Annotated in this window: 19 protein-coding genes and 1 tRNA gene; 4 read left to right on the forward strand and 16 right to left on the reverse strand. The window is 62.9% G+C overall.

The window, feature by feature from the left end:
* Positions 1-68: 68 nt before the first annotated feature.
* The 6 genes from fucO to CSQ87_RS08015 all read right to left on the reverse strand — a co-directional run bounded on the left by fucO (position 69) and on the right by CSQ87_RS08015 (position 6951).
* Entirely contained in the window at positions 69-1226 is a 1158-nt protein-coding gene (gene fucO, locus CSQ87_RS07990; RefSeq protein WP_100513350.1) for a lactaldehyde reductase, read from the reverse strand.
* A gap of 54 nt (positions 1227-1280) precedes the next feature.
* Entirely contained in the window at positions 1281-2174 is an 894-nt protein-coding gene (locus tag CSQ87_RS07995; protein ID WP_100513351.1) for a dihydrodipicolinate synthase family protein, read from the reverse strand.
* A gap of 73 nt (positions 2175-2247) precedes the next feature.
* Positions 2248-3018, reverse strand: a complete 771-nt coding sequence (locus tag CSQ87_RS08000) for an amidohydrolase family protein (RefSeq protein ID WP_100513352.1) — start codon at positions 3016-3018, stop codon at positions 2248-2250.
* A 144-nt stretch (positions 3019-3162) separates the two neighbouring features.
* On the reverse strand, positions 3163-4446 hold the full coding sequence (locus CSQ87_RS08005) for an MFS transporter (RefSeq protein ID WP_100513353.1): 1284 nt from the start codon (positions 4444-4446) through the stop codon (positions 3163-3165).
* 211 nt (positions 4447-4657) lie between these two features.
* A complete protein-coding gene (locus CSQ87_RS08010) occupies positions 4658-5449 on the reverse strand; it encodes an SDR family oxidoreductase (RefSeq protein WP_100513354.1) in 792 nt (263 codons plus the stop codon).
* A 218-nt stretch (positions 5450-5667) separates the two neighbouring features.
* Positions 5668-6951 (reverse strand): enolase C-terminal domain-like protein, encoded by a 1284-nt coding sequence (locus tag CSQ87_RS08015; RefSeq protein WP_100513355.1) that lies wholly within the window; start codon positions 6949-6951, stop codon positions 5668-5670.
* Between the two features lie 186 nt (positions 6952-7137).
* On the opposite strand from CSQ87_RS08015, the gene CSQ87_RS08020 reads away from it, so the two are divergent.
* Complete coding sequence (locus CSQ87_RS08020) at positions 7138-8184, forward strand: LacI family DNA-binding transcriptional regulator (RefSeq protein ID WP_100513356.1); 1047 nt, start codon at positions 7138-7140, stop codon at positions 8182-8184.
* 79 nt (positions 8185-8263) lie between these two features.
* On the opposite strand, the gene CSQ87_RS08025 is transcribed toward CSQ87_RS08020, so the two are convergent.
* From CSQ87_RS08025 to CSQ87_RS08060, 8 genes are all read right to left on the reverse strand, one after another.
* Positions 8264-9574, reverse strand: coding sequence for an ATP-binding protein (locus tag CSQ87_RS08025; protein ID WP_100513357.1), 1311 nt, complete (start codon positions 9572-9574; stop codon positions 8264-8266).
* Positions 9575-10179: 605 nt separating this feature from the next.
* Positions 10180-11520: a Maf family nucleotide pyrophosphatase gene (locus CSQ87_RS08030; protein WP_100513358.1), complete on the reverse strand. Its 1341-nt coding sequence runs from the start codon at positions 11518-11520 to the stop codon at positions 10180-10182.
* Positions 11521-11709: 189 nt separating this feature from the next.
* Positions 11710-12756, reverse strand: a complete 1047-nt coding sequence (gene thrB / locus CSQ87_RS08035; RefSeq protein WP_100513359.1) for a homoserine kinase — start codon at positions 12754-12756, stop codon at positions 11710-11712.
* A gap of 77 nt (positions 12757-12833) precedes the next feature.
* A complete protein-coding gene (locus CSQ87_RS08040) occupies positions 12834-14156 on the reverse strand; it encodes a homoserine dehydrogenase (protein ID WP_100513360.1) in 1323 nt (440 codons plus the stop codon).
* Between the two features lie 368 nt (positions 14157-14524).
* Complete coding sequence (locus tag CSQ87_RS08045; RefSeq protein WP_100513361.1) at positions 14525-16126, reverse strand: diaminopimelate decarboxylase family protein; 1602 nt, start codon at positions 16124-16126, stop codon at positions 14525-14527.
* A gap of 2 nt (positions 16127-16128) precedes the next feature.
* On the reverse strand, positions 16129-17925 hold the full coding sequence (gene argS / locus CSQ87_RS08050) for an arginine--tRNA ligase (protein WP_100513362.1): 1797 nt from the start codon (positions 17923-17925) through the stop codon (positions 16129-16131).
* Positions 17926-17953: 28 nt separating this feature from the next.
* Positions 17954-19372 (reverse strand): amino acid permease, encoded by a 1419-nt coding sequence (locus CSQ87_RS08055; RefSeq protein WP_100513363.1) that lies wholly within the window; start codon positions 19370-19372, stop codon positions 17954-17956.
* A gap of 162 nt (positions 19373-19534) precedes the next feature.
* Complete coding sequence (locus CSQ87_RS08060; RefSeq protein ID WP_133122376.1) at positions 19535-19738, reverse strand: hypothetical protein; 204 nt, start codon at positions 19736-19738, stop codon at positions 19535-19537.
* A 157-nt stretch (positions 19739-19895) separates the two neighbouring features.
* Between CSQ87_RS08060 and CSQ87_RS11035 the strand changes: the two genes are divergently transcribed.
* On the forward strand, positions 19896-20777 hold the full coding sequence (locus tag CSQ87_RS11035; RefSeq protein WP_207761119.1) for a hypothetical protein: 882 nt from the start codon (positions 19896-19898) through the stop codon (positions 20775-20777).
* Positions 20778-20943: 166 nt separating this feature from the next.
* On the opposite strand, the gene CSQ87_RS08070 is transcribed toward CSQ87_RS11035, so the two are convergent.
* Positions 20944-21345 carry a Rid family detoxifying hydrolase gene (locus CSQ87_RS08070; RefSeq protein WP_100513365.1) on the reverse strand — a complete coding sequence of 134 codons (402 nt, stop codon included), beginning with the start codon at positions 21343-21345 and terminating at the stop codon, positions 20944-20946.
* A 493-nt stretch (positions 21346-21838) separates the two neighbouring features.
* Here CSQ87_RS08070 and CSQ87_RS08075 point away from each other — a divergent pair, with 493 nt between their 5' ends.
* Complete coding sequence (locus CSQ87_RS08075) at positions 21839-22135, forward strand: helix-turn-helix transcriptional regulator (protein ID WP_100513366.1); 297 nt, start codon at positions 21839-21841, stop codon at positions 22133-22135.
* Positions 22132-22578: a hypothetical protein gene (locus CSQ87_RS08080; protein ID WP_100513367.1), complete on the forward strand. Its 447-nt coding sequence runs from the start codon at positions 22132-22134 to the stop codon at positions 22576-22578. Before CSQ87_RS08075 ends, CSQ87_RS08080 begins: the two co-directional genes overlap by 4 nt.
* Positions 22579-22668: 90 nt before the next feature.
* On the opposite strand, the gene CSQ87_RS08085 is transcribed toward CSQ87_RS08080, so the two are convergent.
* Positions 22669-22744, reverse strand: a tRNA-Arg gene (locus tag CSQ87_RS08085).
* Between the last annotated feature and the right edge of the window lie 8 nt (positions 22745-22752).

Raw genomic sequence — 22752 nt, forward strand, 5'->3', positions numbered from 1 at the left:
CAGGAATCAGAAGTAATATGCGCCGGCGATCATGACGACATCGCCGGCGTATGACAGCAGGTCTTCAATCACATGAGGCTCTTGTAGATGGTGAGGATGTCCTCCTCCGTCGCCTTCCTCGGGTTGCCCGGCGTGCACACGTCATTAAACGCGTCATGCGCCAGCGGCGCCAGATCCGCCTCCGTGGCGCCCACCTCGGAAATCTTCGTCGGGTTCTTCAGATCCACGGTCAGCTGATGCACCGCCTGCACGGCCGCGTCACGCGCCTCCTCCAACGGCATCGCGTACGCGTCCTTCACGCCGAACGCGTCGGCGATGTCGCGGTACTTCTCGCCCGTGTAGTCCTTGTTGTAGTCCATCACCGGGGCCAGCAGGATGCCGTTCGCCACGCCGTGCGCGGCGCCCAGGCGCCCGCCCAGCGGATGCGCCATGCCGTGTACCAGTCCCAGGCCCACGTTCGAATACGCCATGCCCGTGATGTACGAGCTGTACGCCATCTGCTCGCCCGCCGGTACGTCGCCCTCGGCCGACTTGGCGAGATTCGCGGCGGTCATGCGGATCGACTGCAGCGACAGCGCGTCCGACAGGCTCCACGCGCCCGGGGTGATGTAGCCCTCGATGGCGTGGGTCAGCGCGTCCAGGCCCGTCGCGACCTTCAGGCCCCGGGGCATGCCGTCGGTCAGGTCCGGGTCCACGAACGCGACGATCGGGATGTCGTGCGGGTCCACGGCCACGAACTTGCGCTTGTTCGGGGTATCGGTGATCACGTAGTTGATGGTGGTCTCCGACGCGGTGCCGGCGGTGGTGGGCACGCCGAAGATCGGCACGGAGGGGTTCTTCGTGTCCGCCACGCCCTCAAGGGAGAGCACGTCGCCGAACTCCGGGTTCGCGGTCACGATGCCGATGCCCTTGCACGTATCCTGCGGCGAGCCGCCGCCCAGACCGATCAGGAAGTCCGCGCCCGACGCCTTGAACCGCAGCACGCCGTCCTGGATGCACTCCACCGGCGGGTTCGGCTTCACGTTCGTGAACACCTCGTACGGCAGACCCGCGGCGTCCAGCACATCGAACACCTTCTGGGCGGTACCGACCTTGGGATCGGCCAGCACCGGGTCCGTCACCACGAACGCCTTCCTGAAGCCATGCTTCCTCGCGACCTCGGGGATCTCCTTGATCGCGCCGCGACCGAAGTACGCCGTCTGGTTGAAAATCATCCTGTAGACCATTGTTTTTGCTCCTTGTTGAGTGATGTGTCTGATTGATATTGACGAAATAATGGATCAGAGCAGTGCCTGAATCTTGGCGTACTGATCCTCGGTGAGCTGCACGGCGGGCTCGCGGATCAGCGTGCTGATCGGCAGACCCTTGGCCTTCACGGCACCCTTGATCGCGGCGATGAACAGATCGGCGCAATCATAGATAGCCATAAGGTGGCTGATGCGTTCGGCGGCCTCGATCGCCGTGGCGTAATCACCGGAGACGTACGCCTTGTTGAGCTTGGCGAAGGTTTCCGGCTCCACGTTGGTCAGTCCGCAGATCACGCCGGCGCCGCCGGAGACGCGGTTGACGAGATAGTACTCGTCGAATCCGGAGAACACGGCGAAGTCCGGCTTGATCCCGCTCACCGCGCGGATGACCTTGCGGGTGTGGCTGATCGTATCGACCGTGTCCTTGATGCCCACGATCGTCGGGTATTCGGAGGCCAGTTCGGCCACCAGTTCGGGGGTCAGATCCGAACCGGTACGCGGCGGGAAGTTGTAGAGAATGACCGGCAGATCGGTCGCACCGGCGACCGCGCCGAAGTATGCCTTCGCAGCTCCCGGGGTAGGACCGAAGTAATACGGGGAGACGACGACCAACGCATCCACGCCGCTCTTCTCCGCAGCCTTGGCGAAGTCAATGACCTTGTCGAGATTCGTGTCGCCCACGCCGGCGAATACCTTGATGCGACCGGCCACATGCTTGGCGACGAAGTCGACGGCCTGCTTCTTCACCTCCAGAGGGAAGGCGTAGAACTCGCCGATGCTGCCGAACACCAGCACCCCGTCGACACCGGCTTCGATGAGATGGTCGAGATGCCGTCCCCACAGGTCGTAGTCAATGTTGCCATCATCGTCGGTGATGGTGATCGATGGGCAGATCACACCGGAGAATACGGTTGCGCTATTGGTCATGGTTTCCCTTTCCTTGTGATGGAATCGCCGGGGCGGGTGGGGGTTGATGCCGCACCCGCCCGACGACGTGTGACTACAGTTCGATGCCGTAGGCCCGAACCGCGTTGTTCATGAAGAAGTCCTCGTCCTCGCCGAAGGTGTCGAGCATGAGCTGGAAGTGCGTGGCGAACGTGGAGTTGAGTTCCACGACCGGCCAGTTCGAGCTGTACAGCACCTTCTTCGGGCCGAACGTGTCACGGACGAACTTCACGATGTCGGGGTCGACGGGATTGTCGCCGGAGACCTTGATGTACGAGTTCGGCAGGGCGGCCAGATCGGTCAGCGCCTGCTTCGTGGTCTCATCAAGGCCGGGGGCGTTGCCGAGATGGTCCAGAATCACCGTGACCTCGGGCACCTGAGCGAAGACCTCGGCCATGTCGGGCAGCTCCTCGCCGCGGTTGCACAGTTCGAACGGCATGCCCTTGGCCGCCATCGCGCGCAGTCCCTCGATGAACGAGGGCTCGAGACAGCGACCGCGGGGCTCGGAGTCCACGTGCAGCGGCTCGCGGATGCCATCGGCGTTGATCGGCACGCGCATGGTCGGGCTGAGTGTCACTCGCAGCATGCGCTTGAGGATCTTCGGGGACTTGTTCTCATACAGCAGGCGATCCTCCTGCTCGTGGTCGGCCGCGTCGACCTCCACGTACACGCCGCCGAGGAAGTTCACGCCGAACTTCGCGTATTCGGCCTCGAGATCCTCGATGGTGTACTTGTTCTGCAGCTTGGGCAGACCGGCCAGCCAGGGCAGGTTCTGCACAGCCGGGTCCCAGATGTGGAAGTGGGAGTCCACTACGTTCAGTGTCATGTCAATGTCCTTCTGATTGTCCGGAACAAGCCGGAACGAACGAATATGGTGTGATCGATCGGAGGATCGGATCCCGTCCGATCGGTTCGAAGTGGATCGGACGGGCCAGAAGGAAAGGAAACCGGCCCGCCCGAAAATCATCGATCAGGCCTCCTTCAGACCGATCTTGGAGCCCCAGAAGGCATACCAGGCGAGGTACAGGAATCCGGGGACCGTAACCAGCAGGGCGATCTCGATGCCGGCGGCGTCCTGGATGACGCCGAGCAGCAGCGGGATGAGGGCCGCGCCGACGATGCTCATCACCAGTGCGGAGGATCCGGTCTTGGCCGCGGAGCCCTTGATCCCCTTCAGCGTCAGCGAGAAGATCGTCGGGTAGCCGATGGAGATGAACAGGTAGGCCACGAGGAAGGCGATGACGGAGATCTTGCCCAGTCCGAGGAACACCACGAACATGAGCGCGGCGCTGATAGTCATGTATACGCCGAGGATCTTCGCCGGATCGAACTTGGCCATGAGCGGCGTGGTGACGAAACGGCCGATGGTGAACAGCAGGGAGAGGATCGACAGCATGGTCGCGGCCAGGCCGGCGGTCACGCCCGGACCCCAATGCTTCAGCGCATAGGCGGAGAACATGGCCATGCCGGCGACCTGCAAACCGATGAAGATGAATTCGGCGAGCACGCCGAGCGCGAAGTAGGGGCGCTTGAGCAGTCCGAAGAACGAGGCGTCGCCGCTGGCACCGGATTCGGCCTCCTCCTCGTCGCCCGGAGGCGTCGGCAGCTTGAAGAACGCGAATACGAGCAGCACGACGACCAGCACGATGCCGATGACGATGTAGATGTGCTGGGTATCGCTGAGGAACTTGGTCTTGGCCTCATCGAATCCTTCTTTTCCGGGTGCGATGGTCTGCGAGAGGATCTGTGCGAGGATCAGCGGACCGACGATGTTGCCCACACCGTTGAAGCTCTGGGCCATGTTCAGACGGAACGACTCGCCCTTCTCGTTGCCGAGCTTGGTGATGTACGGGTTGCAGTTGGTCTCCAGCGACGCGGCACCGAGGGCGATCACGAACATGGCGAACAGGAACAGGCCGTAGCTGGCGTTGCTGGTGGCCGGGATCACGATGAACGAACCCACCGCGAACAGGAACAGGCCGGAGATCACGCCTCCCTTGTAGCCGAACCGTTTGGCGATGATGCCGGCCGGGATGGCCATGACGAAGTAGGCGCCGTAGTAGGCCACCTGCAGCAGCGACGATTCCGTACTGCTCAATTCCATATAGTTGCCGAACGGCGAGTTCAGTGCGTTGACGAGATTCATCGTCAGACCCCAGATGAAGAACAGCGAGGTGACCAGCACGATGGCGATCATCGCCTTGGAACCTGTGGTATTCTTCTCCGGAGCGGCAACATTCGTAGTGGATGTCATCATCGACTCCTTAAATTTCTTCTATGCAAGCATGAAATGATTGGATGTTTTCGTCTCTGAAAACGACTTCATCGGCCCCTGACCCAATTTCGGGGCCGATGAAGCCACTCAACGATCACGGAAAGGCAACAGCGACGATCGTTGGGAATAGGCACGCCTTGCGGCGTGGGACTCGGCTCCGGAATATCACCGATGCCGAAGATCGGTTCGATCAGCTCAGGGCACGGTCGAGGTGGACGTAGCCGCCGTCGACGAACACCCACTGACCGGTGGTGTGCGAGGAACGGTCGGACAGCAGGAAGGCGGCCTCGTTGCCGATTTCCTCGGTGGTGGTCATGCGGTGTTCCAGCGGGATCTTGTCGGTGATGACCTTGAGTCGCGCCTGCTGCTCCTCCTCGGAGCCGAAGGTCTTGATCCAGTCGGCGTACAGCGGAGTCCAGCATTCGGAGACGACGATGGCGTTCACGCGCACGCGATCCTTGACCAGCGCGGCGGCCCATTCACGGGTCAGACCCAGAATCGCACCCTTGGCGGCGGCGTAGGCACTGGTCTTGCCCTGACCGGTGAGCGCGGTCTTGGAGGTGATGTTCACCACGGCGCCATGGCTCTCCTTGAGATAGCCGACCGCGGCATGGACCAGCTCGTAGTAATGGGTGAGGTTACCGTGGATGGACTTCTCGAACTCCTGCCACGACGTGGTCTCCAAGGCCTTGTTATCGTTGACGCCGGCGTTGTTGACGATGCCGTCGATATGCCCGTACTTCTTGTAGGTCTCTTCGACGATGGGGGCGATCTTGTCGGTGTCGTTGAGGTCGAGGATGTGGATGTCGTATCCCTTGCTGATGGGCTCGATCTCTTTCTTGTACTCTTCGACGACGTTGGCGCTGCGGTCGAGAATCACCGTGGTGGCGCCTTCGCGGGCCAGCTGGAACGTGATGCCCTTGCCGATGCCCTTGAGACCGCCGGTGATGATGAATACCTTGCCTTCGAGATGCAGATCCATGGGAACTTCCTTGTCCTTCCTTATTCTGCGTTTAATGGGTACGCCATTAACAAGCAGCGTTGATTGTTGATTGTTGATACTTTGCATTGCCATGCCGGTCGGAGCCGGCGGGTTCAGTTATCGATATTCAGTTATGGAAAACTTGGGGCGGGACCGCCGTCCGCAATCGTTTCGGAAGAATGACGGCGGTCCCACGTCTGGTGTCCGGAGTCGACGGATCACCCCTTGTACAGGTACTTCTCCGCGGTCTCCAGCGTCATTTCGGTGCCGTTGCCCGGCGCGGTCGGAGCGACATAGTTGCCGTTCTTGATCACCGTGGGGTGCACGAAGTGCTCGTGCTGGTTGTCCACGTACTCGATCATGCGACCGTCCATCGTGCCCGAAACGGCCACGTAGTCGAACATCGCGAAGTGGCACACCGCCTCGCACAGTCCCACGCCGCCGGCGTGCGGGCACACGGGCTTGTTGAACTTCTTCGCCAGCAGGTATTCAAGCACGATCTCCTGAGGTCCGGCCACACGGGTGGCGTCGATCTGCATGATGCCGAAGGCGTTGGCCTGCAGATACTGCTTGTACAGGATGCGGCTCTGCATTTGCTCACCGGTGGCCACCTTAATCGGGTTGATGGCGCGGGCGATGGTCGCGTGTCCGATCACGTCGTCCGGGCTGGTGGGTTCCTCGACCCAAGCCAGATCGAACTCATGGAAGCGGTTGATCCATTCAATGGCGGTGGGCACGTCCCACACCTGATTCGCGTCGACGGCCAGACGCACGTCCGGGCCGATGGCCTCGCGGGCCAAAGCCAGACGCCGCAGATCGTCGTCCACGTTCTGTCCGACCTTGAGCTTGATCTGCTTGAAGCCCTTGACCTGCGACTCCTCCTTGGCCAGGGCCACCATCTTCTCATCGGAGTAGCCGAGCCAGCCGGCCGCGGTGGAATAACCCGGGTATCCGACCTTGAGCAGGTTCTCGATGCGCTCGGCCTTGCCCTTCTGTCCTTCCTTGAGGATCTCGACGGCCTCCTCGGGGCGCAGGGCATCGGTCATGTAGCGGAAGTCCAGCGTGGAGACCAGTTCCTCGGGCTCCATCTCGGCGAGCAGACGCCACAGCGGCTTGCCGGCGCGCTTGGCCTTGATGTCCCACAGGGCCGAAAGCACCGCGCCGATGGCCATATGCTCCACGCCCTTCTCCGGACCAAGCCAGCGTAGCTGGGAATCATGGACGAAAAGGTTCCACGCCTTCTTCATGTCGTCCAGCAGCGGCTCGACCTCCATGCCGATCAGTCGGTCGCCCATGGATTCGATGGCCTTGCACACCACGTCGTTGCCGCGGCCGATCGTGAACACGAAACCGATGCCCTTGACGCCATCGTCGGCATCGGTGTGGATCTCCACGTAGGCGGACGAATAGTCCGGATCCGGGTTCATGGCGTCCGAACCCGACAGGGTGTTCGACGTCGGGAAACGGAAATCGAACGTCTTCACTGCGGTAAATCTGCTCATTGGAATGGCTCCTTCGCCTGTACGGTTCGCTTGTTTTGTGAAGCACTTCACACTATACACGCTTTTTTCGAAATTTGCGCCGTTTCTTGCGAAATTTACTGAACAATTTTAATGTTGCGTTTTCTTCAGGCCGATACAATGAAAACGCGTCCGCACGGACGCGACATCACAACGAGAGGGAAACCATTGGCTTCGTCGGAACGTAAGATCCTCGTATCGGACATCGCGCGCATGTGCGGGGTGTCCATCACCACCGTATCCAAGGTCATCAACGGTCGCGGGGACGTCTCCGACAAGACCCGCGAAAAGATCGAAAAAGTCCTTGACGAAGTCGGGTTCTCCAAGCCGCTGTCCAGCACGAAGATCACCAACACCATCGAAATCGTGATGACGCATATGGCCAACAACGGCACCATCGCCATCACCCGGGCCTGCGCGTTCCAGGTCAAGGACAAGCCCATCGGCATCACCATCACCGAGGTCGGCGAAGGCGACGAGGGAACCGACAACGCCCTGATGGGACTGCTCGACCGCAATCCGCTCGGCGTCATCATCATGATGAGCGCGGTTTCGGACCACGCCAAGAATCTGCTGGTCTCACGCAGCATTCCGTTCGTCATCCTCGATCCGATCGAAGAAGTGGAGGACCGGTACTGCACCGTCGGCATCGACAACTGGTCCGCGGGATTCAACGCCACGAATCATCTGCTGAGGCTCGGCCACCGCAACATCGGCACGCTCACCGGACCGAAGAACACACAGTCATCGCTGGCCAGATTCGCCGGATATACGGCCGCCATGAGCAACGCGGGTCTGGCATGGGAGGATCTGCCCACGGCGAGGGGCGACTATCAGGCGGAACCTGCGTACCACGCAGCCTGCGAACTGCTGGATCGACCGGACCGTCCCACCGCCATCTTCGCCTTCAACGATCTTTCCGCGGTATGCGTCTACAAGGCCGCGCACGAGCGGAACATCCGGATTCCCGAGGATCTTTCGGTCGTCGGATTCGACAACGTCTATCCGTCGAAATACATGGCCCCCGCGCTGACCACCATCGATCAGCCGTTCGACCTGATGGCGAAGAAGGCCATCGACATGATCCTCGAGGCGCGAGAGCATGACGGCAAGGTGTCGGAACCGCATATCGTCCTGCCGGCAAAACTCATCATTCGAGACAGCACGGCGGTACCGACGGGTGCTTCGGCCGCTCCCGACGATATCGATATCTAAATTTTTTCGCCATTAATCACGAAAATAACTATCGAACGGCAACAATCCGGATCACCAATACGATCGGTACACCCGCCCCTCAGGCGCCGAGCGTGCCGATCGGAATGACGTAGATACCGTCATCGCGTCGATAGGCGAACTCGCCGATGCCGACAAGCACGGCGAGGAACTCGGGCTCTCGCGTTCTGGCGGCAGGATTGCCCAGCAATTTCGCCCGCATGCGGTTCAGATTCGTCGCCGCCGTAGGGACTTTGTCCTCACTGGTCTTGATCTCGATGCCTGCCCAACGTCCATCAGCCAGCTCTATGATCACGTCGCATTCCAGATCGGAATCGTCATGATAGTACCGAACGGGTTCCATGCCAACATCAGGCAACGCACGCGCGTACACCAGCAGATCGCGTATGCATAGGTTCTCAAACAGGAATCCGAATGTCTGCCAATCCTCCAGCATCGCCTGCGGATTCATGCCCAAAACGGAGGCGGCAATGGACGGGTCCGCAAAATATCGACGCGGCTTGGTCCTCAACCGCTTCGGATCACGAGCGGCAGGCACCCATCCCGGCACGCTATCGATCAAAAACATGTCCTCAAACATGGCGACGTACTCGGATACCATCCGATCGGAGATCAAATCGTCAAGATTCTCCTCCGTGCCATACATGTCACAACGAAGAGTCCTATATGTGACCGACTGACCGAGATTACGAGCAAGTGAGGCCAACAGTCGTCTGCCCACATCCGCGCTCTTGCCTTGCTTGGGTACGCTCTCGGTCAAAGTAAGCCGAATGTATTCTCGAATAAGCGTCTGCGCATCCGAAACGTCCATTCCCAGACTTTCCGGCCATCCCCCTCGACACACGGCATCGAATATCGCACGAGTATCGGTAGGAGATTTTGCGGCCTGAAACCTGTGCTCGAACAGACCGGAAAGACTGACCTCTCCCGAAGACAACCCTGATTCGGACAGGGTCATGGGATTCATGCGGATACGTCCGATTCTGCCGGCGCCACTGTGATGGGGAGTTCGATCGTGCAAGGGCGTAGATGAGCCGGTCAGAATCCATTGCCCCTTGGTGGACGGATTGTCGTCCACACCGTGCCGCACCTCATCCCAGATGGCCGGAGCCAACTGCCATTCATCAATGACATGCGGAACATCCCCAATCAGCATCAGGGACGGATCGGCTGAAGCAGCCGCGAGATTATTTCCACGATCCACATAGGTAATGCTGGAAGCGTGCGCCCGAGCCGACCATGTCTTGCCGCACCACTTGGTCCCCGTAATCTCGACCGCGCCGAAAATGCGCATATAACGTTCGATCTGCGCATCCACGATACGCGGACGATACTCAGCCGGAGCAACGCCGACGCCACTTCTCTCAGCCATATACGCTGCCGTTCCTTACCTGAAATATCACTATTACCAAAATCCGAATGGTTCAGCTACCAAAATCCGAATTCCTCAACAACAATAATCCGAATATTTCAGCTACCAAAATCCGAATGGTTCAGCTACCAGAATCCGAATTGGCAATGGCAAAGGTAGGTACTCAGCCCTCGAGTCAAACCGCACCACAGGATGGAATCCCAAGACCCCTCATCAGACGGCCATACGGCCGCCAGCTTCCCCCGGCGGGGGAAGCCAAACAACGGGCCCCCGCTGGCGTGGGCTCCCGGCGCAAGCCGGGTGGGGTGGCCGAACGAAGACCGCTTGACCACCCCCAGTCGGCTCCGCCGACAGCCCCCGACGTCTTGTGCGACGTACGCCCGTGAGGGCGTACTGCCACGAACAGTCCACCGGACTGTTCGTCCAGCGGGGGCAAAATCATGTTCCCAACCTCTTATGCGAAACGTGTTCCCGCCGGATGGACGGTCCGGTGGACCGTCCATAGCAGCATGGCCCCACGGCCATGCGTCGCACAACACGTCGGGAGCTGGACGCCGACAGACGGACTGAGGGTGGCACACCAGAGCCCGCCGAAAACGCACCACTCAGAACGTCTGGCGGCTGATCTTGCGCAGGCGCTCCTCGAAGCGGGGCCAGTCGGTTTTCATGGCGGTGAGCAGCGGGAGCTTGCCGACCTCGTCGATCGGCACCCACGTCACCTCAAGGCTTTCGTCGTCATTGGCATGCGGCTGCACCTCATGCCCGGGCTTTTCGAACGCGAACACCGTGGTGTAGCCCCACGGGCCGTGGTCCTCCATGTACGAACCGACCACGTCGATGTCGCGCGGACGGATGTTCGCTTCCTCGAAGCTTTCTCGCAGCGCACCCTCCAGCGGGCTCTCGCCGTCGGCGGTCGCGCCTCCCGGAATGCCCCACTTGCCGCCTTCGGCACTCCACAGCGCGCGATGCTGCATGAGCACATGCGTCACCTCGCCGGTTTCGGGGTTACGCCTGGCCAGCAGCACGCCGGAGGCGCCGTTGAGTCCCCAGTGCTTGTGCCCGCAGGCGCAGTCAATGAACCCGTCGCCGGGCTGGTGCACGTTCTCCTTGGGCGGCGTGGCCCCGATCGACTTCAACACGGACACCGGAATGCTGTGCTCCTGCTGCTCTTCGCGGTCCATGTTCCACAGATCGGTCCAGTCGATGTCCAGCTCCTCGACCAGCTGACGGGCCAGCGGCAGGCTCAGGCCGATGATGCCGCTCGGGTCACCTTCGATGCGGTCGATGAACGCGCCGCCGAACCCGTCGAGCGTGAACGATCCGGCCACTTCCAGCGGCTCGCCGGTGGCGATGTAACGCTCGATCATGTCGTCGGAGAAATCGCAGAACGTCACTTCGGCGTGGCTGGCGCGGCTCACCATGCGGCCGGTGGCGGCGTCGATCACGCAATGACCGGTCCACAGGGTGCCGGTGCGTCCGCGCATCATCCGCAGACGCTCGCGCGCATGATCCTCGGTATGCGGCTTGCCGTAGGGCACGCCGTCGAGCTCGAACATCGAATCGCAGCCGATGATCAGTGGCCCGACCTTGGCGTCGGTCAGTCCCTCATGCTCCTCGATGGCCTCGTGCACCGACTTGACCTCGGCCACCGTGCCGAATCCGTCGGTCAGCGGGTACGAAACGTGCATTTCGCCGGTCGCCTGCGCGGCGGCGGCCGAAATCTCCATGTATTCGCGGTAGACGGCCGCGGCCTTCGCCCGGGCCAGCAGCGGCACGCGATCCTCGGTGGTCATCTCGTCCACGGCAATGCCGCGCTGCGCGGCAGTACTGGCCACCACGGCCGCCTCATCGACGTGCGAGACGCGAATGGTGGCGCGGATTCCCGCATGGAACAGCACGTCGCGGCGCGCCTTGGACTTCGACGCGAGAATCAGTGGAATGGACATGGAACGACTTTCTTCAAACGTATCGGGTATGTACGGTATGCGAACTAACCACCGTAGCAGATGGTCACACCAACCGAACGGTCCAACTATACCGACCGAACGGTCTGACCATACCGACCATACCGACCACACCGACCACACCGACCAGATCAGCCGGTCCGACCCCGGCGGATCAGACGCGGGCTGAGGTCAGCACCCCTCCGCCTCGTACAGCACGCCGCTACGGTCGATCGCCGGGTGCAGCATCCGCCAGTGCCCGCCGGCGAGCCAGCGCGAATCCAGCAGATCGCGCAACGCGGCGGAATCGTCGCCGTCGTGCAGCACGAGCACGCAGGGGCCGGCGCCGGAGATCGTGGAGGCGTAGCCGTTGGCGCGCAGGAAGGTCATTAGCTCCCAGGACTGCGGCATCAGCGAACTGCGGTACCGCTGGTGGAGCGTGTCGGCGGTGGCGGAGAACAGCATGGCGTTGACGTCGCGGCCGTGATCGGCGGCCATCGCCGCGGGCAGCAGGGCCACGCGGGAGACGTTGAACACGGCGTCGGTGCGGGGCACGTCGGTCGGCAGGGCGTGACGGGCCTCCTCAGTGGAGAGCTTGAAGTCGGGCACGAACACCCAGGCGTTGATCCGCTCGCCCACCCGGTAGTTCACCGTGTGGTATCCGCCCTTGAACGGTTCGGCCGATCCGGGGAACGACGCCGTACCGTCCGTTGGGGAGACCACGGTGCGGGCCTTGAGCACGGGAGAGTCGATGACCGGGACCTCGCGGGACGGCTCGAAATCCCAGGAGACGGTCATGCCGCCGTAGACGGCCGGGGCCACGTTGTCGGGATGGCCTTCGATGTGCGCGGCGAGATCGAAGATGAAGTCGCGTGCCTCGTCGCCCAGCCCCGCGAACGCGGCCGCGGCGGAGACGCCGGCGACGATCGCCTCGGCCGACGATCCCATGCCGCGCTCCTGCGGAATGCGGTTGATCGCGGTCAGCCGTACGCCGGTCTGCGGCAGTCCGATCTCCTCCATCGCCCGGCGGAGGGATCGGATCACCAGATGACGATCGTCACGCGGCAGCGTGGTCTCGCCCTCGCCGTGGATTTCGATCTCGACGTCGCTGCTCGGCAGCAGTTCGAAATGCAGTTCGTCGCGCACGTCCAGCGCCAGTCCCACGGCGTCGAAGCCGGGTCCGAGATTGGCGCTGGTGGCGGGAACGGTAACCTTCACGGCATCGGTGGCGAACTTCATGCTTCTGTGACTCTCCTCTTGTCTTCGCGTACCGTCTGCGGTCAGTGTGTGCTGCGGTTTTGCCGTCTTTGCTGCGGTCAGTCGAGCACGCGCAGGATGGTGACCTCGTCGGTGGTGAAATCGAGCTGCTTGACGGCTTCGACGGCCTCGCGCAGCGTGCTCTCCTCGCACAGATGGGTGACCAGACGCAGCTGCTGCAGTTCGCCGCTGTATCCGGGCTCGTGCAGGGTGGGCTTGAGATCCTGGTTCACGCCGTTGATCGACAGGCCGCGCTTGGCGAACTCCTCGGCGATGGCCGCGAGCACGCCCGGCTTGTCGTGGATCACGAAACGCACGGCGAAGGCGGACTTGCCCACGCCCAGCGGGGCCTTCGGCAGGTTCGCGTACATCGGGATCACCGGGCCGACGCAACCGTGGGTGATGTGACGGGCCTCGGTCACCACGTCGCCGACCACGGCGGAGGCGGTGGGGGCGCCGCCGGCACCGCGACCGTAGAACATCAGGTCGTCGGCGGCCTCGGCCTTGACGAACACGGCGTTGAAGCTGCCGTGCACGCTGGCGAGCGGGTGCTCGTTCGGGATCAGCGCCGGGTACACGCGGGTGGAGATGCCGGCCTCGGTGTTCTCGCACACGGCGAGCAGCTTGATGACCTTGTTCTCGGCGGTGGCGGCGGCGATGTCGTCGGCGGTGATCTGGGTGATGCCCTCGACGGCCACGTCGTCGATGCGCACGTCGGTGTGGAAGGCGAGGGACGACATGATCGCGGCCTTGTTGGCGGCGTCCTCGCCCTCGATGTCGCCGGTCGGATCGGCTTCGGCGTAGCCCTTGGCCTGCGCGTCCTTGAGTGCCACGTCGAAGTCGAGGCCCTTGGTGGTCATCTCGTCGAGGATGTAGTTGGTGGTGCCGTTGACGATGCCCATGATGCTGGTGATCTTGTCGCCGACCATGGATTCGCGCAGGGGGCGGACGATCGGAATCGCACCGGCCACGGCGGCCTCGAAGTAGAAGTCGACGTGATGGGCTTCGGCGGCCGCGTAGATCTCGGGGCCGTACTTGGCGATCAGCGCCTTGTTCGCGGTGACCACGGAGGCACCGGATTCGATGGCCTTCATCACGAAGGTGTAGGCCGCGGTGGTGCCGCCGATCAGCTCGATCACGATGTCCGCCTTGGTGCACAGACCGGCGGTGTCGGTGGTGAGCAGCGACTTGTCGATCCACGGGACGTTGACCTCGCTGGGGTCGAGGCAGGCCACGCCGACGAGCTCGAGCGGACGGCCGATGCGCTGGGCCAGCTCCTCCTGCTGCTCCACGATCAGACGGGCGGTGGCGGAACCCACCGTTCCGGCTCCCAGCAGTGCCACGCGAATGGGGGTCACGTTCTCTACCGCGTTCTCTACCATGTGTGCGTCCTTCCCGACGACGATGCCTTATGTCTCGATGTGTCTCGATCCTGACGGACGGGACCGCCCATGCGCAGTGTCATACGGATAGGCGTCCCGCCCGCAAAAATACAACCTCATTCATCCTACGGTCGTAAAGCGACAGGCAGGATAACGGCGACCGTTAATCTTTCCCGGCTTCCCCTTGAGGGGAAGCTGTCAGCGATGGTAACGGCCCGATCCCCGGCTTCCCCTTGAGGGGAAGCTGTCAGCGGCAGCTGACTGATGAGGTGACCGCGAATCCTCTCCGACCGTCACCTCATCCGTCCGGCTTCGCCGGCCACCTTCCCCTCGAGGGGAAGGCAAAGAGGTTTCTGCCCCCGATCCGGTCAGTCCTGATCGAGGTCGAGCAGGTCGTCGATGGTCTGGCGACGCAGCATCACGCTCGCACCCTCCTCGCTCACCGCAACCACGGCGGGGATCAGCGCCTGATTGTAGTTGCTCGCCATGGTGCGGCCGTACGCGCCGGTGACCGGTACGGCCAGCACGTCGCCGCGACACAGATCACGCGGCAGACGCACCTCGTGCACCACGATGTCGCCCGACTCGCAGTGCATGCCCACCACGCGGGCGAGCATGGTCTCGTCGGAACCGTGGCGGTTCGCCAGACGGGCCGTGTAGTCGGCTCCGTACAGTGCCGGGCGGATGTTGTCGCTCATGCCGCCGTCGACGGAGACGTACACGCGTTCGTCGATCGGATTGCCCGCGGAATCCTTGGCATCATTGAGATGCACCGGCTTGATCGTGCCGACGCGGTACAGGGTCACGCCCGCGGGGGCGACGATGTAGCGGCCGGGCTCGAAGCTGATGGCTGGGGCCGGCATACCGAGCGCGCGGTTGACGGCGGTGACCGCGTCGCCGAGTCGGCGCAGCTCGACGTCGATGTCCATCGAATCCTCGCCGTCGGTGTAGGCGACGGAGTAGCCGCCGCCGAGATCGACCTCGGGCAGCGTGTAGGCGTCGGTGGCGTAGAAGGTGCGGCGCAGCAGCATCATGCGCTTGGCGGCCTGGATGAAGGCGTTCGCGTCATGGATGTTGGAGCCGATGTGGGAGTGGATGCCCACCAGTTCCAGATCGTCGGAACGGGAGAGGATGTCCTTGAGGACGGCGATGGCCGGACCGGAGGCCACGGCGTTGAACGCGGGCAGCAGGGCCTTGTCTGCGTCGGAGGCGTCGTCGTGCAGGGCGTACGGGGAGTTCTGGCCGATCTTCGGCTCGCTCTCGTCCGCAGACTTTGCGCCCGAGCTCCCGCCGGCGGGAGCTGTCGGCACCGCCGACTGAGGGTGGTCGAACTCCGTATCAGTCGGATGATCCAGCGATCCCAGCGTTTCCAGCACGTCAAGCACGGAGGCGTCGGCTCCGGCGGGCAGCAGCGGCACGCCGAACTTCTGATCCTCATGGGCGGTGGAGATGTATTCGTGGCCGCCGGCGTGGATGCCGGAGGTCACGCGCAGCATCACCCGCGCGCGCTTGCCGAGCCGATGCGCGATCTCGGCGATACGGGCCGGTTCTCCCGGCTCGTCCACCACGATCTTCGCGAATCCCTGTTCGACGGCGAGCGCGATCTCCTCGTCGGACTTGTTGTTGCCGTGCAATACCAGACGGCGGCCGGGGGCTCCGGCGGCGAGCGCGATGCGCATCTCCCCCATCGTGCAGGTGTCCACCAGCATGCCGGCGTCGATCACCTCGCGCACGACGCGCTTGGAGAGGAACGCTTTGCCGGCGAAGCTCACATGGGTGGTGGCGTTGCCGAACGCCTCGGCCGCGGCGCGCACGAAGTGGCGGGCGCGGTCGTTCACCTCGTCGGTGTCGATGAGGTAGAGCGGGGAGCCGAACTCCTCGAGCAGGCTTTCGGCGGTGCGGCCGTGGAAGGTGATCGCTCCGTCGCCGTCGATGGCAGTGGCCTTGGGCCAGATCGGTGAAATGGCCATGATCACATCTTCTCCGGGGCGGTGACGGCGAGCAGGGCGAGGCCGTTGGCGATGACCTGCTTGGCGGCGTCGTTGAGCTTGAGTCGGGCGGCGGCGCGGGCCGGTTCGGGGTTCTTGGCGATCTCCAGGACCTTGCGGTCCGCTTCGGGCAGGGCCTGCTCGGCGTCGGTGAGGGCCATCGGCACCACGCGCTCGGCGGCGTACCACTTGTGGTAGCGGCCGGCGAGGTCCTCGAGGTAGTGGGCCACGCGATGCGGTTCGCGACCGTCTCCGGCCTGCGACAGCATGCTCGGGTACTGGGCGAGCGCGGCGAGCAGATCGCCGTCGGCCTCGGTGTCGAGCAGGGCGAGATCGGCGCCTTCGGTGGTGACTCCGGCCGCGGCGGCGTTGCGGTCCACGTTGCAGGAGCGGGCGTGCGCGTACTGCACGTAGTACAACGGGTTCTCGTTGGTGTGGCTGGCGAGCAGGTTGAGGTCGATGTCGACGCTCTGGTTGTAGTCGGTGCGGGCCAGCGAGTAGCGGGCGGCGTCCACGCCGACGGCCTCGACGAGGTCCTCGAGCGTAACGACGTTGCCGGCGCGCTTGCTCATGCGCACGGGCTTGCCGTCCTTCATCACGTTGACCAGCTGGCCGATGAGGATCTGCATGTTCTCGCCGGGCTTGTCGCCGAACGCGGCGCACATGGCCATCATGCGGCCGATGTAGCCGTGGTGGTCGGCGCCGAGCATGTAGATCGCGGTGTCGGCCGGGTTCACGGTGCGGTGGCGCTTGTTCCAGTAGTAGGCGATGTCGGCGGCGAAGTAGGCGTACTCGCCGTTGGACTTGATGATCACGCGGTCCTTGTCGTCGCCGTGCTTGGTGGAGGCGAACCAGGTGGCGCCGTCCTTCTCGAAGATGTCGCCGCGCTGGCGCAGCTCCTCGATGGCGCGGGTCACTTCGCCGTCCTGGTAGAGGCTGTTCTCGTGGAACCACACGTCGAAGTTCACGCGGAATTCCTTCATGGACTTCTGGATCTCGTCGAACATCATCGGCACGGCGCGCTTGCGGAACTCCTCGCGCAGCTCGGAATCGCCTTCGCCCAGCGGGTTGCCGTCCTTGTCGACGCCGCCGTCCACGCGTTCGAGGGCGTTGAGGTCGACGCCGTCGGCCGCCGCCTCCTTGACCACGCGTTCGGTGATCTCCTCGATGTAGGCGCCCTTGTAGCCGTCGGCCGGGGTCTCCTCGCCGGCCCATGCGGCCACGAGGGACTTGGCGAAGCGGTTGATCTGCTCGCCGTGATCGTTGAAGTAGTATTCGCGCACCACGTTGGCGCCGTTGGCCTCGAGCACGCGGGCCATGGAGTCGCCCACCGCGGCCCAGCGGGTGCCGCCGATGTGGATCGGACCGGTGGGGTTGGCGGAGACGAATTCGAGGTTCAGGGTCTTGCCGGCCAGATGGTCGTTAAAGCCGAACGAGTCGCCGGCGGCGAGCACGGCGTCCACCACCGCGGCCGAGGAGGCGGAGTCGAGGGTGATGTTGATGAAGCCGGGGCCGGCGACCTCGACGGACTTCACGCCTTCGGACTTCGGCAGCTCCTTGGCGAACAGTTCGGCCAGATCACGCGGCTTCATGCCGGCCTTCTTGGCCAGCTGCATGGCGATGTTGGTGGCCCAGTCGCCGTGCGCGCGATCCTTCGGGCGCATCACGGCGATCTTCTCGGCCGGGGGGATGAGATCGCGGGTCAGGGAGCCGGCCATTTCGGAGGAGACCAGCTCTTGGGCAATTTCGTAGATCAGAACACTAAGCGCTTCAGGACTCATTCTCCCAAGTCTACCGACGGCACTGACACTACGGCCTGCCTCCCCGCCGCTTCCGCCACGCCTCGCGGGCGTAGTGGAATCCGTAGCACAGCGCCACGAACGGGATCATGTAGTACAGCGTGCTGCGCTGCGAGGGGTCGAGCACCACGAGCACGAGGGCGAGCACGCACATCACGATCGCCGCCCACGGTACGAACGGATACCCGGGCGCCTTGTATCCCAGCTCGTCCACGGTGTGCCCCTCGGCCAGCCACTGCCGGCGGAACCGGATCTGGCAGACGGCCACCGACGCCCACACCACGATCGTCGCCAGACCGGAGACGGCCACCAGCGCCAGGTACACGGTGCTTGCGGCGATCACCGACGAGAGCAGGGCGAGCAGGCTGCCGGCCATGCTCACCATCACGGCGAACACCGGCACGCCGCGGAAGTTGGTCTTGGCGAGCCGCATCGGCAGCATCCGTTCCTTGGCCAGCGACCATACCATGCGCGAGCACACGTACAGGCCGGAGTTGGCGGCCGAGAGCACGGCGGTGAGCACCACGAAGTTCATCACGTCGCCGGCGAACGGCATGCCGATCGACTGGAACACCAGCACGAACGGACTGGTCTCGACGCCGGACTTGTGCCAGGGGATCAGTGCGGCCATCACGGCGATGGAGCCGATGAAGAAGATCGCGAGACGCAGCACCGTGGTGTGCACGGCCTTGGGGATCGCGGTGCCGGGGTCGCGGGTCTCCCCGGCGGCCACGCCGACGACCTCGGTGCCGGAGAACGCGAACACCACGGTGAGCAGTGTGGAGAAGATCGGCGCGATGCCGTTGGGCAGCAGACCGTCGGCCGTGAAGTTGCCGAACAGGGGCGCGTGATCGTATCCGGCGATCGGGATCGCGCCGAAGATGGCGAGCAGACCGATGACGATGAACGCCACGATGGCGAACACCTTGATCGAGGCGAACCAGAACTCCGATTCGCCGTACAGTCGTACGGACAGGATGTTCAGCGCGAAGACGACCGCGATGAACACCGCGCTCCACACCCATGCGGGACTGCCGGGGAACCAGCGTTGCATGAGGAGTCCCGCCGCGGTGAATTCTGAGGCGAGCGCCACCGCCCAGTTGAGCCAGTAGAGAATCGCGATGGTGAACGCGGTGCCGGGGCCGATGAATCGGTTGGCGTACAGGTGGAAGCTGCCGGCGTACGGCATGGCCACGGAGAGTTCGCCGAGGCACAGCATCACGAAGTAGACGAGCATCGATCCGATGGCGTAGGCGAGGATCGCGCCGAGCGGACCGGCCTGCTGGATCGTGTATCCGGAACTCAAAAACAGGCCCGTGCCGATCACGCCACCGAGCGAGATCATGGTCAGATGGCGAGATTCCATCTTGCGTTCGAGACCGATCTCCTCGGTATTCGCGGCCGTGCCGCCGTTGTTCGCCTCACTCATGCCTGCTCAATCCGTTGTGTGTTGTCCGTGTGTTGTGTGTTGTCCGTGCTATCCGTTGTCTGTGCCGTCCGCGCTATCCGTCGTCCGTTGATCCGTCGATTCGGGCATGGTCATAGCGATCGCGACGATTGCCGACTCTCTATCGTACCGGAGGACGATCGGTCAGCCGGCGAGCGCAGCGATGGCGTAGGAGAGAAAGATCGCGAGGAAGGCGACGGTGGCCACGGAGGCGACCAGTCCGACGACGAAGGCGATCGCGAACAGCGGATCGTGGCGATGGGCGCGGCCGAGCCGCACGCAGCCGGTCAGGATCGCGGCGGCCACGACGGTAAGCGCAAACATCAGCACGAGGAACATGATTGCCATTGTAGGCCGCGGAAACGGGAAGGACGGTGTTCGCAACGGGTTTCGGCAATCCTCGCCGAGTCGGCGCGAACCACCGCGTCGCGTATTCCGATCGCACCCCCTTGTGCCTAAGATGGCAGGGAGAGCAAGAACAACAATGAGGTAAGTGAGGCTCATCATGACATCACATCGCTCACGCCGCCTGCTGGCCTTCGTGGTCGCGATCTTCTCCATGCTGGCGCTGGGGTTGACCGTCGATTCCGCGAGCGCGGCCACCGTCGGCGGACAACAGCCCATGTACCGTCTGTACAATCCGAACAGCGGCGAGCATTTCTACACCGCAAGCAATGCCGAGAGCTTTAGATTGCAACGGTTCGGCTGGAAGTACGAGGGCATCGGCTGGGTGGCACCGACGTCCGGCCGCAACGTCTACCGTCTGTACAACCGTCACGCCGGCGATCACCATTACACGATGAGCGTGGCCGAGCGCAACATGCTGATCGCCAAGGGATGGAAGTATGAGGGCGTCGGCTGGAAGTCCGGCGGCAGCGTGCCGGTGTACCGCCAGTACAACCGTCGCGCGAAGAAGGCCGGCGCGCACAACTACACCACCAACAAGGCGGAGAACAATATGCTGGTGCGTGCCGGCTGGAAGGCCGAGGGCATCGGCTGGTACGCCACGGCCCATGACATCAACACCTGCGCCCCGGTGCAGGGAGTGTACACGAGCCGTGCGGGACGGAAGGTGTCTGTGGCAACGAACTGCACGATTACCGAGAACGGCAAGCGTTACCGTCAGATCAATGTCGTCACCTCCGGAGGCGCGGTGATGAACCACATGAACACGAAGGGCGTCTTCGAGATCACCCTCGATCCGAATGCCAATGGCTGGGGTGGCAACGTCCATGTGTATTCGCTGTATCCGAGGGGCGTGAAAGCCGGGTTCCAAGGAGTGCGTGAGGATGTGAGCCGCAATCGTCTGGTGCAGCACTCCGGCGGTCCGTTCTACTACGACGCCACCAACTACGGCTACTTCATGCAGACCGCGTATTTCAAGTGACCAGTCGGGTGATCGGATAATCAGCCGATTGACTGATTGATCGGCTGATCGTTCCTCGGTGATCCCGATCGGTGGCTCAGATCGGCGAGCCCGATCACCCGTCACCGAAACCGATTGACCCCGTCGGATGCAATATCCGGCGGGGTCAATGCGTTGTCAGCGTCAATCAGTCGACGTCGTTGGAGACGGCGATGGCGTCGATCTCCACGAGGGCGCCCTTGGGGATGTCGTTGCCGCCGAAGGCCACGCGGGCGGGCTTCACGGAGCCGATGAACACCTTGGCGTACTCGGCGTCCACCTCCTTGAAGTCGTCGACGTTCTTCAGGTAGATCGTGGCGCGGGCGATGTTCTCGATGGCGCTGCCGGAGGCGTCGAGGATGTTCTTGATGTTCTTCAGCGCCTGCGCGGCCTGTTCGCCGGCGGTCGGTCCGGCCAGTTCGCCGGTCGCCGGGTCGATGCCCAGCTGACCGGAGACGAAGACGAATCCGTTCGCCTTCACGGCCTGGCTGTAGGCGCCCAGTGCGGCGGGGGCGTAGGCGGTGGCCACCTCTTCCAGCTTGTCGCTCATGATTGTTCCCTTCTGTGTGTTCCGCATGGCGGTGTTCTGCCGATATTTGGATATACCACCGATTATCGGCCGGCGTCTCCGGTTCGCAGCCGCTTTGCCCGGTATTCGGCCGATTAGTGGATTATTTCCCACTATCAGACGTCGAGAAGAGTCTTTTTACCCATCTGAAGCTCCTCAGAACAAGCTATCTTCGTTCTGAGGGCAGATTTGAGCGGTCTGCAACCATCTATCTCCATTATGTGGGGCTTATTCGCATTGATACTGCGAGTATGGGCGTTGCAATTCCAAGGCTCATACATGGCGAACGCCGCTATAAAGGCCCCAAGAATGGAGTTAGGTGTCTGCAAGTAGGCAAAAACTGCCCCAAGAACGGAGATAGCTCCCATCACGGCCGAAAATCAAGGTATTATGAAGGTAACTTCACATGAAGCGAACTTCATATTACTGATTGCCGTCAACTGCCGTCACTCATTGCGATGCGGGAGGTGAACCGATGAAGACCAGAGTCCGTGAATACCGCAAGGCCGCGGGCATGACGCAGCAGCAGCTGGCCGACGCCGTGTTCGTCTCCTCCCGAACGATCATCTCCATCGAGAAGGGGCAGTACAATCCCTCGCTCATGCTCGCCTACCGCATGGCCCGGGTGTTCGGCGTCAGCGTCGAGGAGCTGTGCCTGCTGGAGGAGAACCGCAGGATCGAGGACGGCGAGCCGCCGGCCGAGCCGCCAGTGGAAACCGGCGAGCCGACCGCCGCAGTCATCGAGGACGAAGGCAAGGAGGCCCGATCATGACCGTCATCAACCGCAAGGCGCGCAATCGCGCGATCAGCTACTTCGTCATCGCGGCGCTGAATGTCGCCGCCGCGCTCACCACCGACCCCGAAGCGGCGACGAACATGCTCGCTGGCAGGGCGTTCAACTGGATCCTCGCGGCCACGTTCGCCGTGTACGGCGCGCTGGCGCTGGCGAGCGCGTTTTCGCCGAAGATGGCATTGGCCTCCGGGGAGATGGCTCCCGTGGATGAACGCGACCGCTACATCATCATGAAATCCAACAGCATGACGCTTAAAGCACTGGAAGGCATCAACGTGGCGATCGCCCTCGTGCTGATGGCCGTCTACCTGTTCGTCACGCCCAACGTCACGGTCGGCGTGATCTGCCTGTGCTGCCTGGGATTCGTAATGCTCTGCGCCGTCCTCCGCATGAGCTTCGCCCTGTACTGCCAGCGCGAGTAGCGATCCAAGCCCAGCAATGTCCCCTGAAGGCCCCCTACGACGCAAAAAGGCGGAATTCCACGTCCTGAACACATTGGAATTCCGCCATGCTGGTGGGCTCGATGGGATTCGAACCCACGACCTTCTGTTCCGGAGACAGACGCTCTATCCACTGAGCTACGAACCCGAGCCGCC

Origin of the sequence: Bifidobacterium simiarum (genome assembly GCF_002802905.1) — a bacterium.
Taxonomy (GTDB): domain Bacteria; phylum Actinomycetota; class Actinomycetes; order Actinomycetales; family Bifidobacteriaceae; genus Galliscardovia; species Galliscardovia simiarum.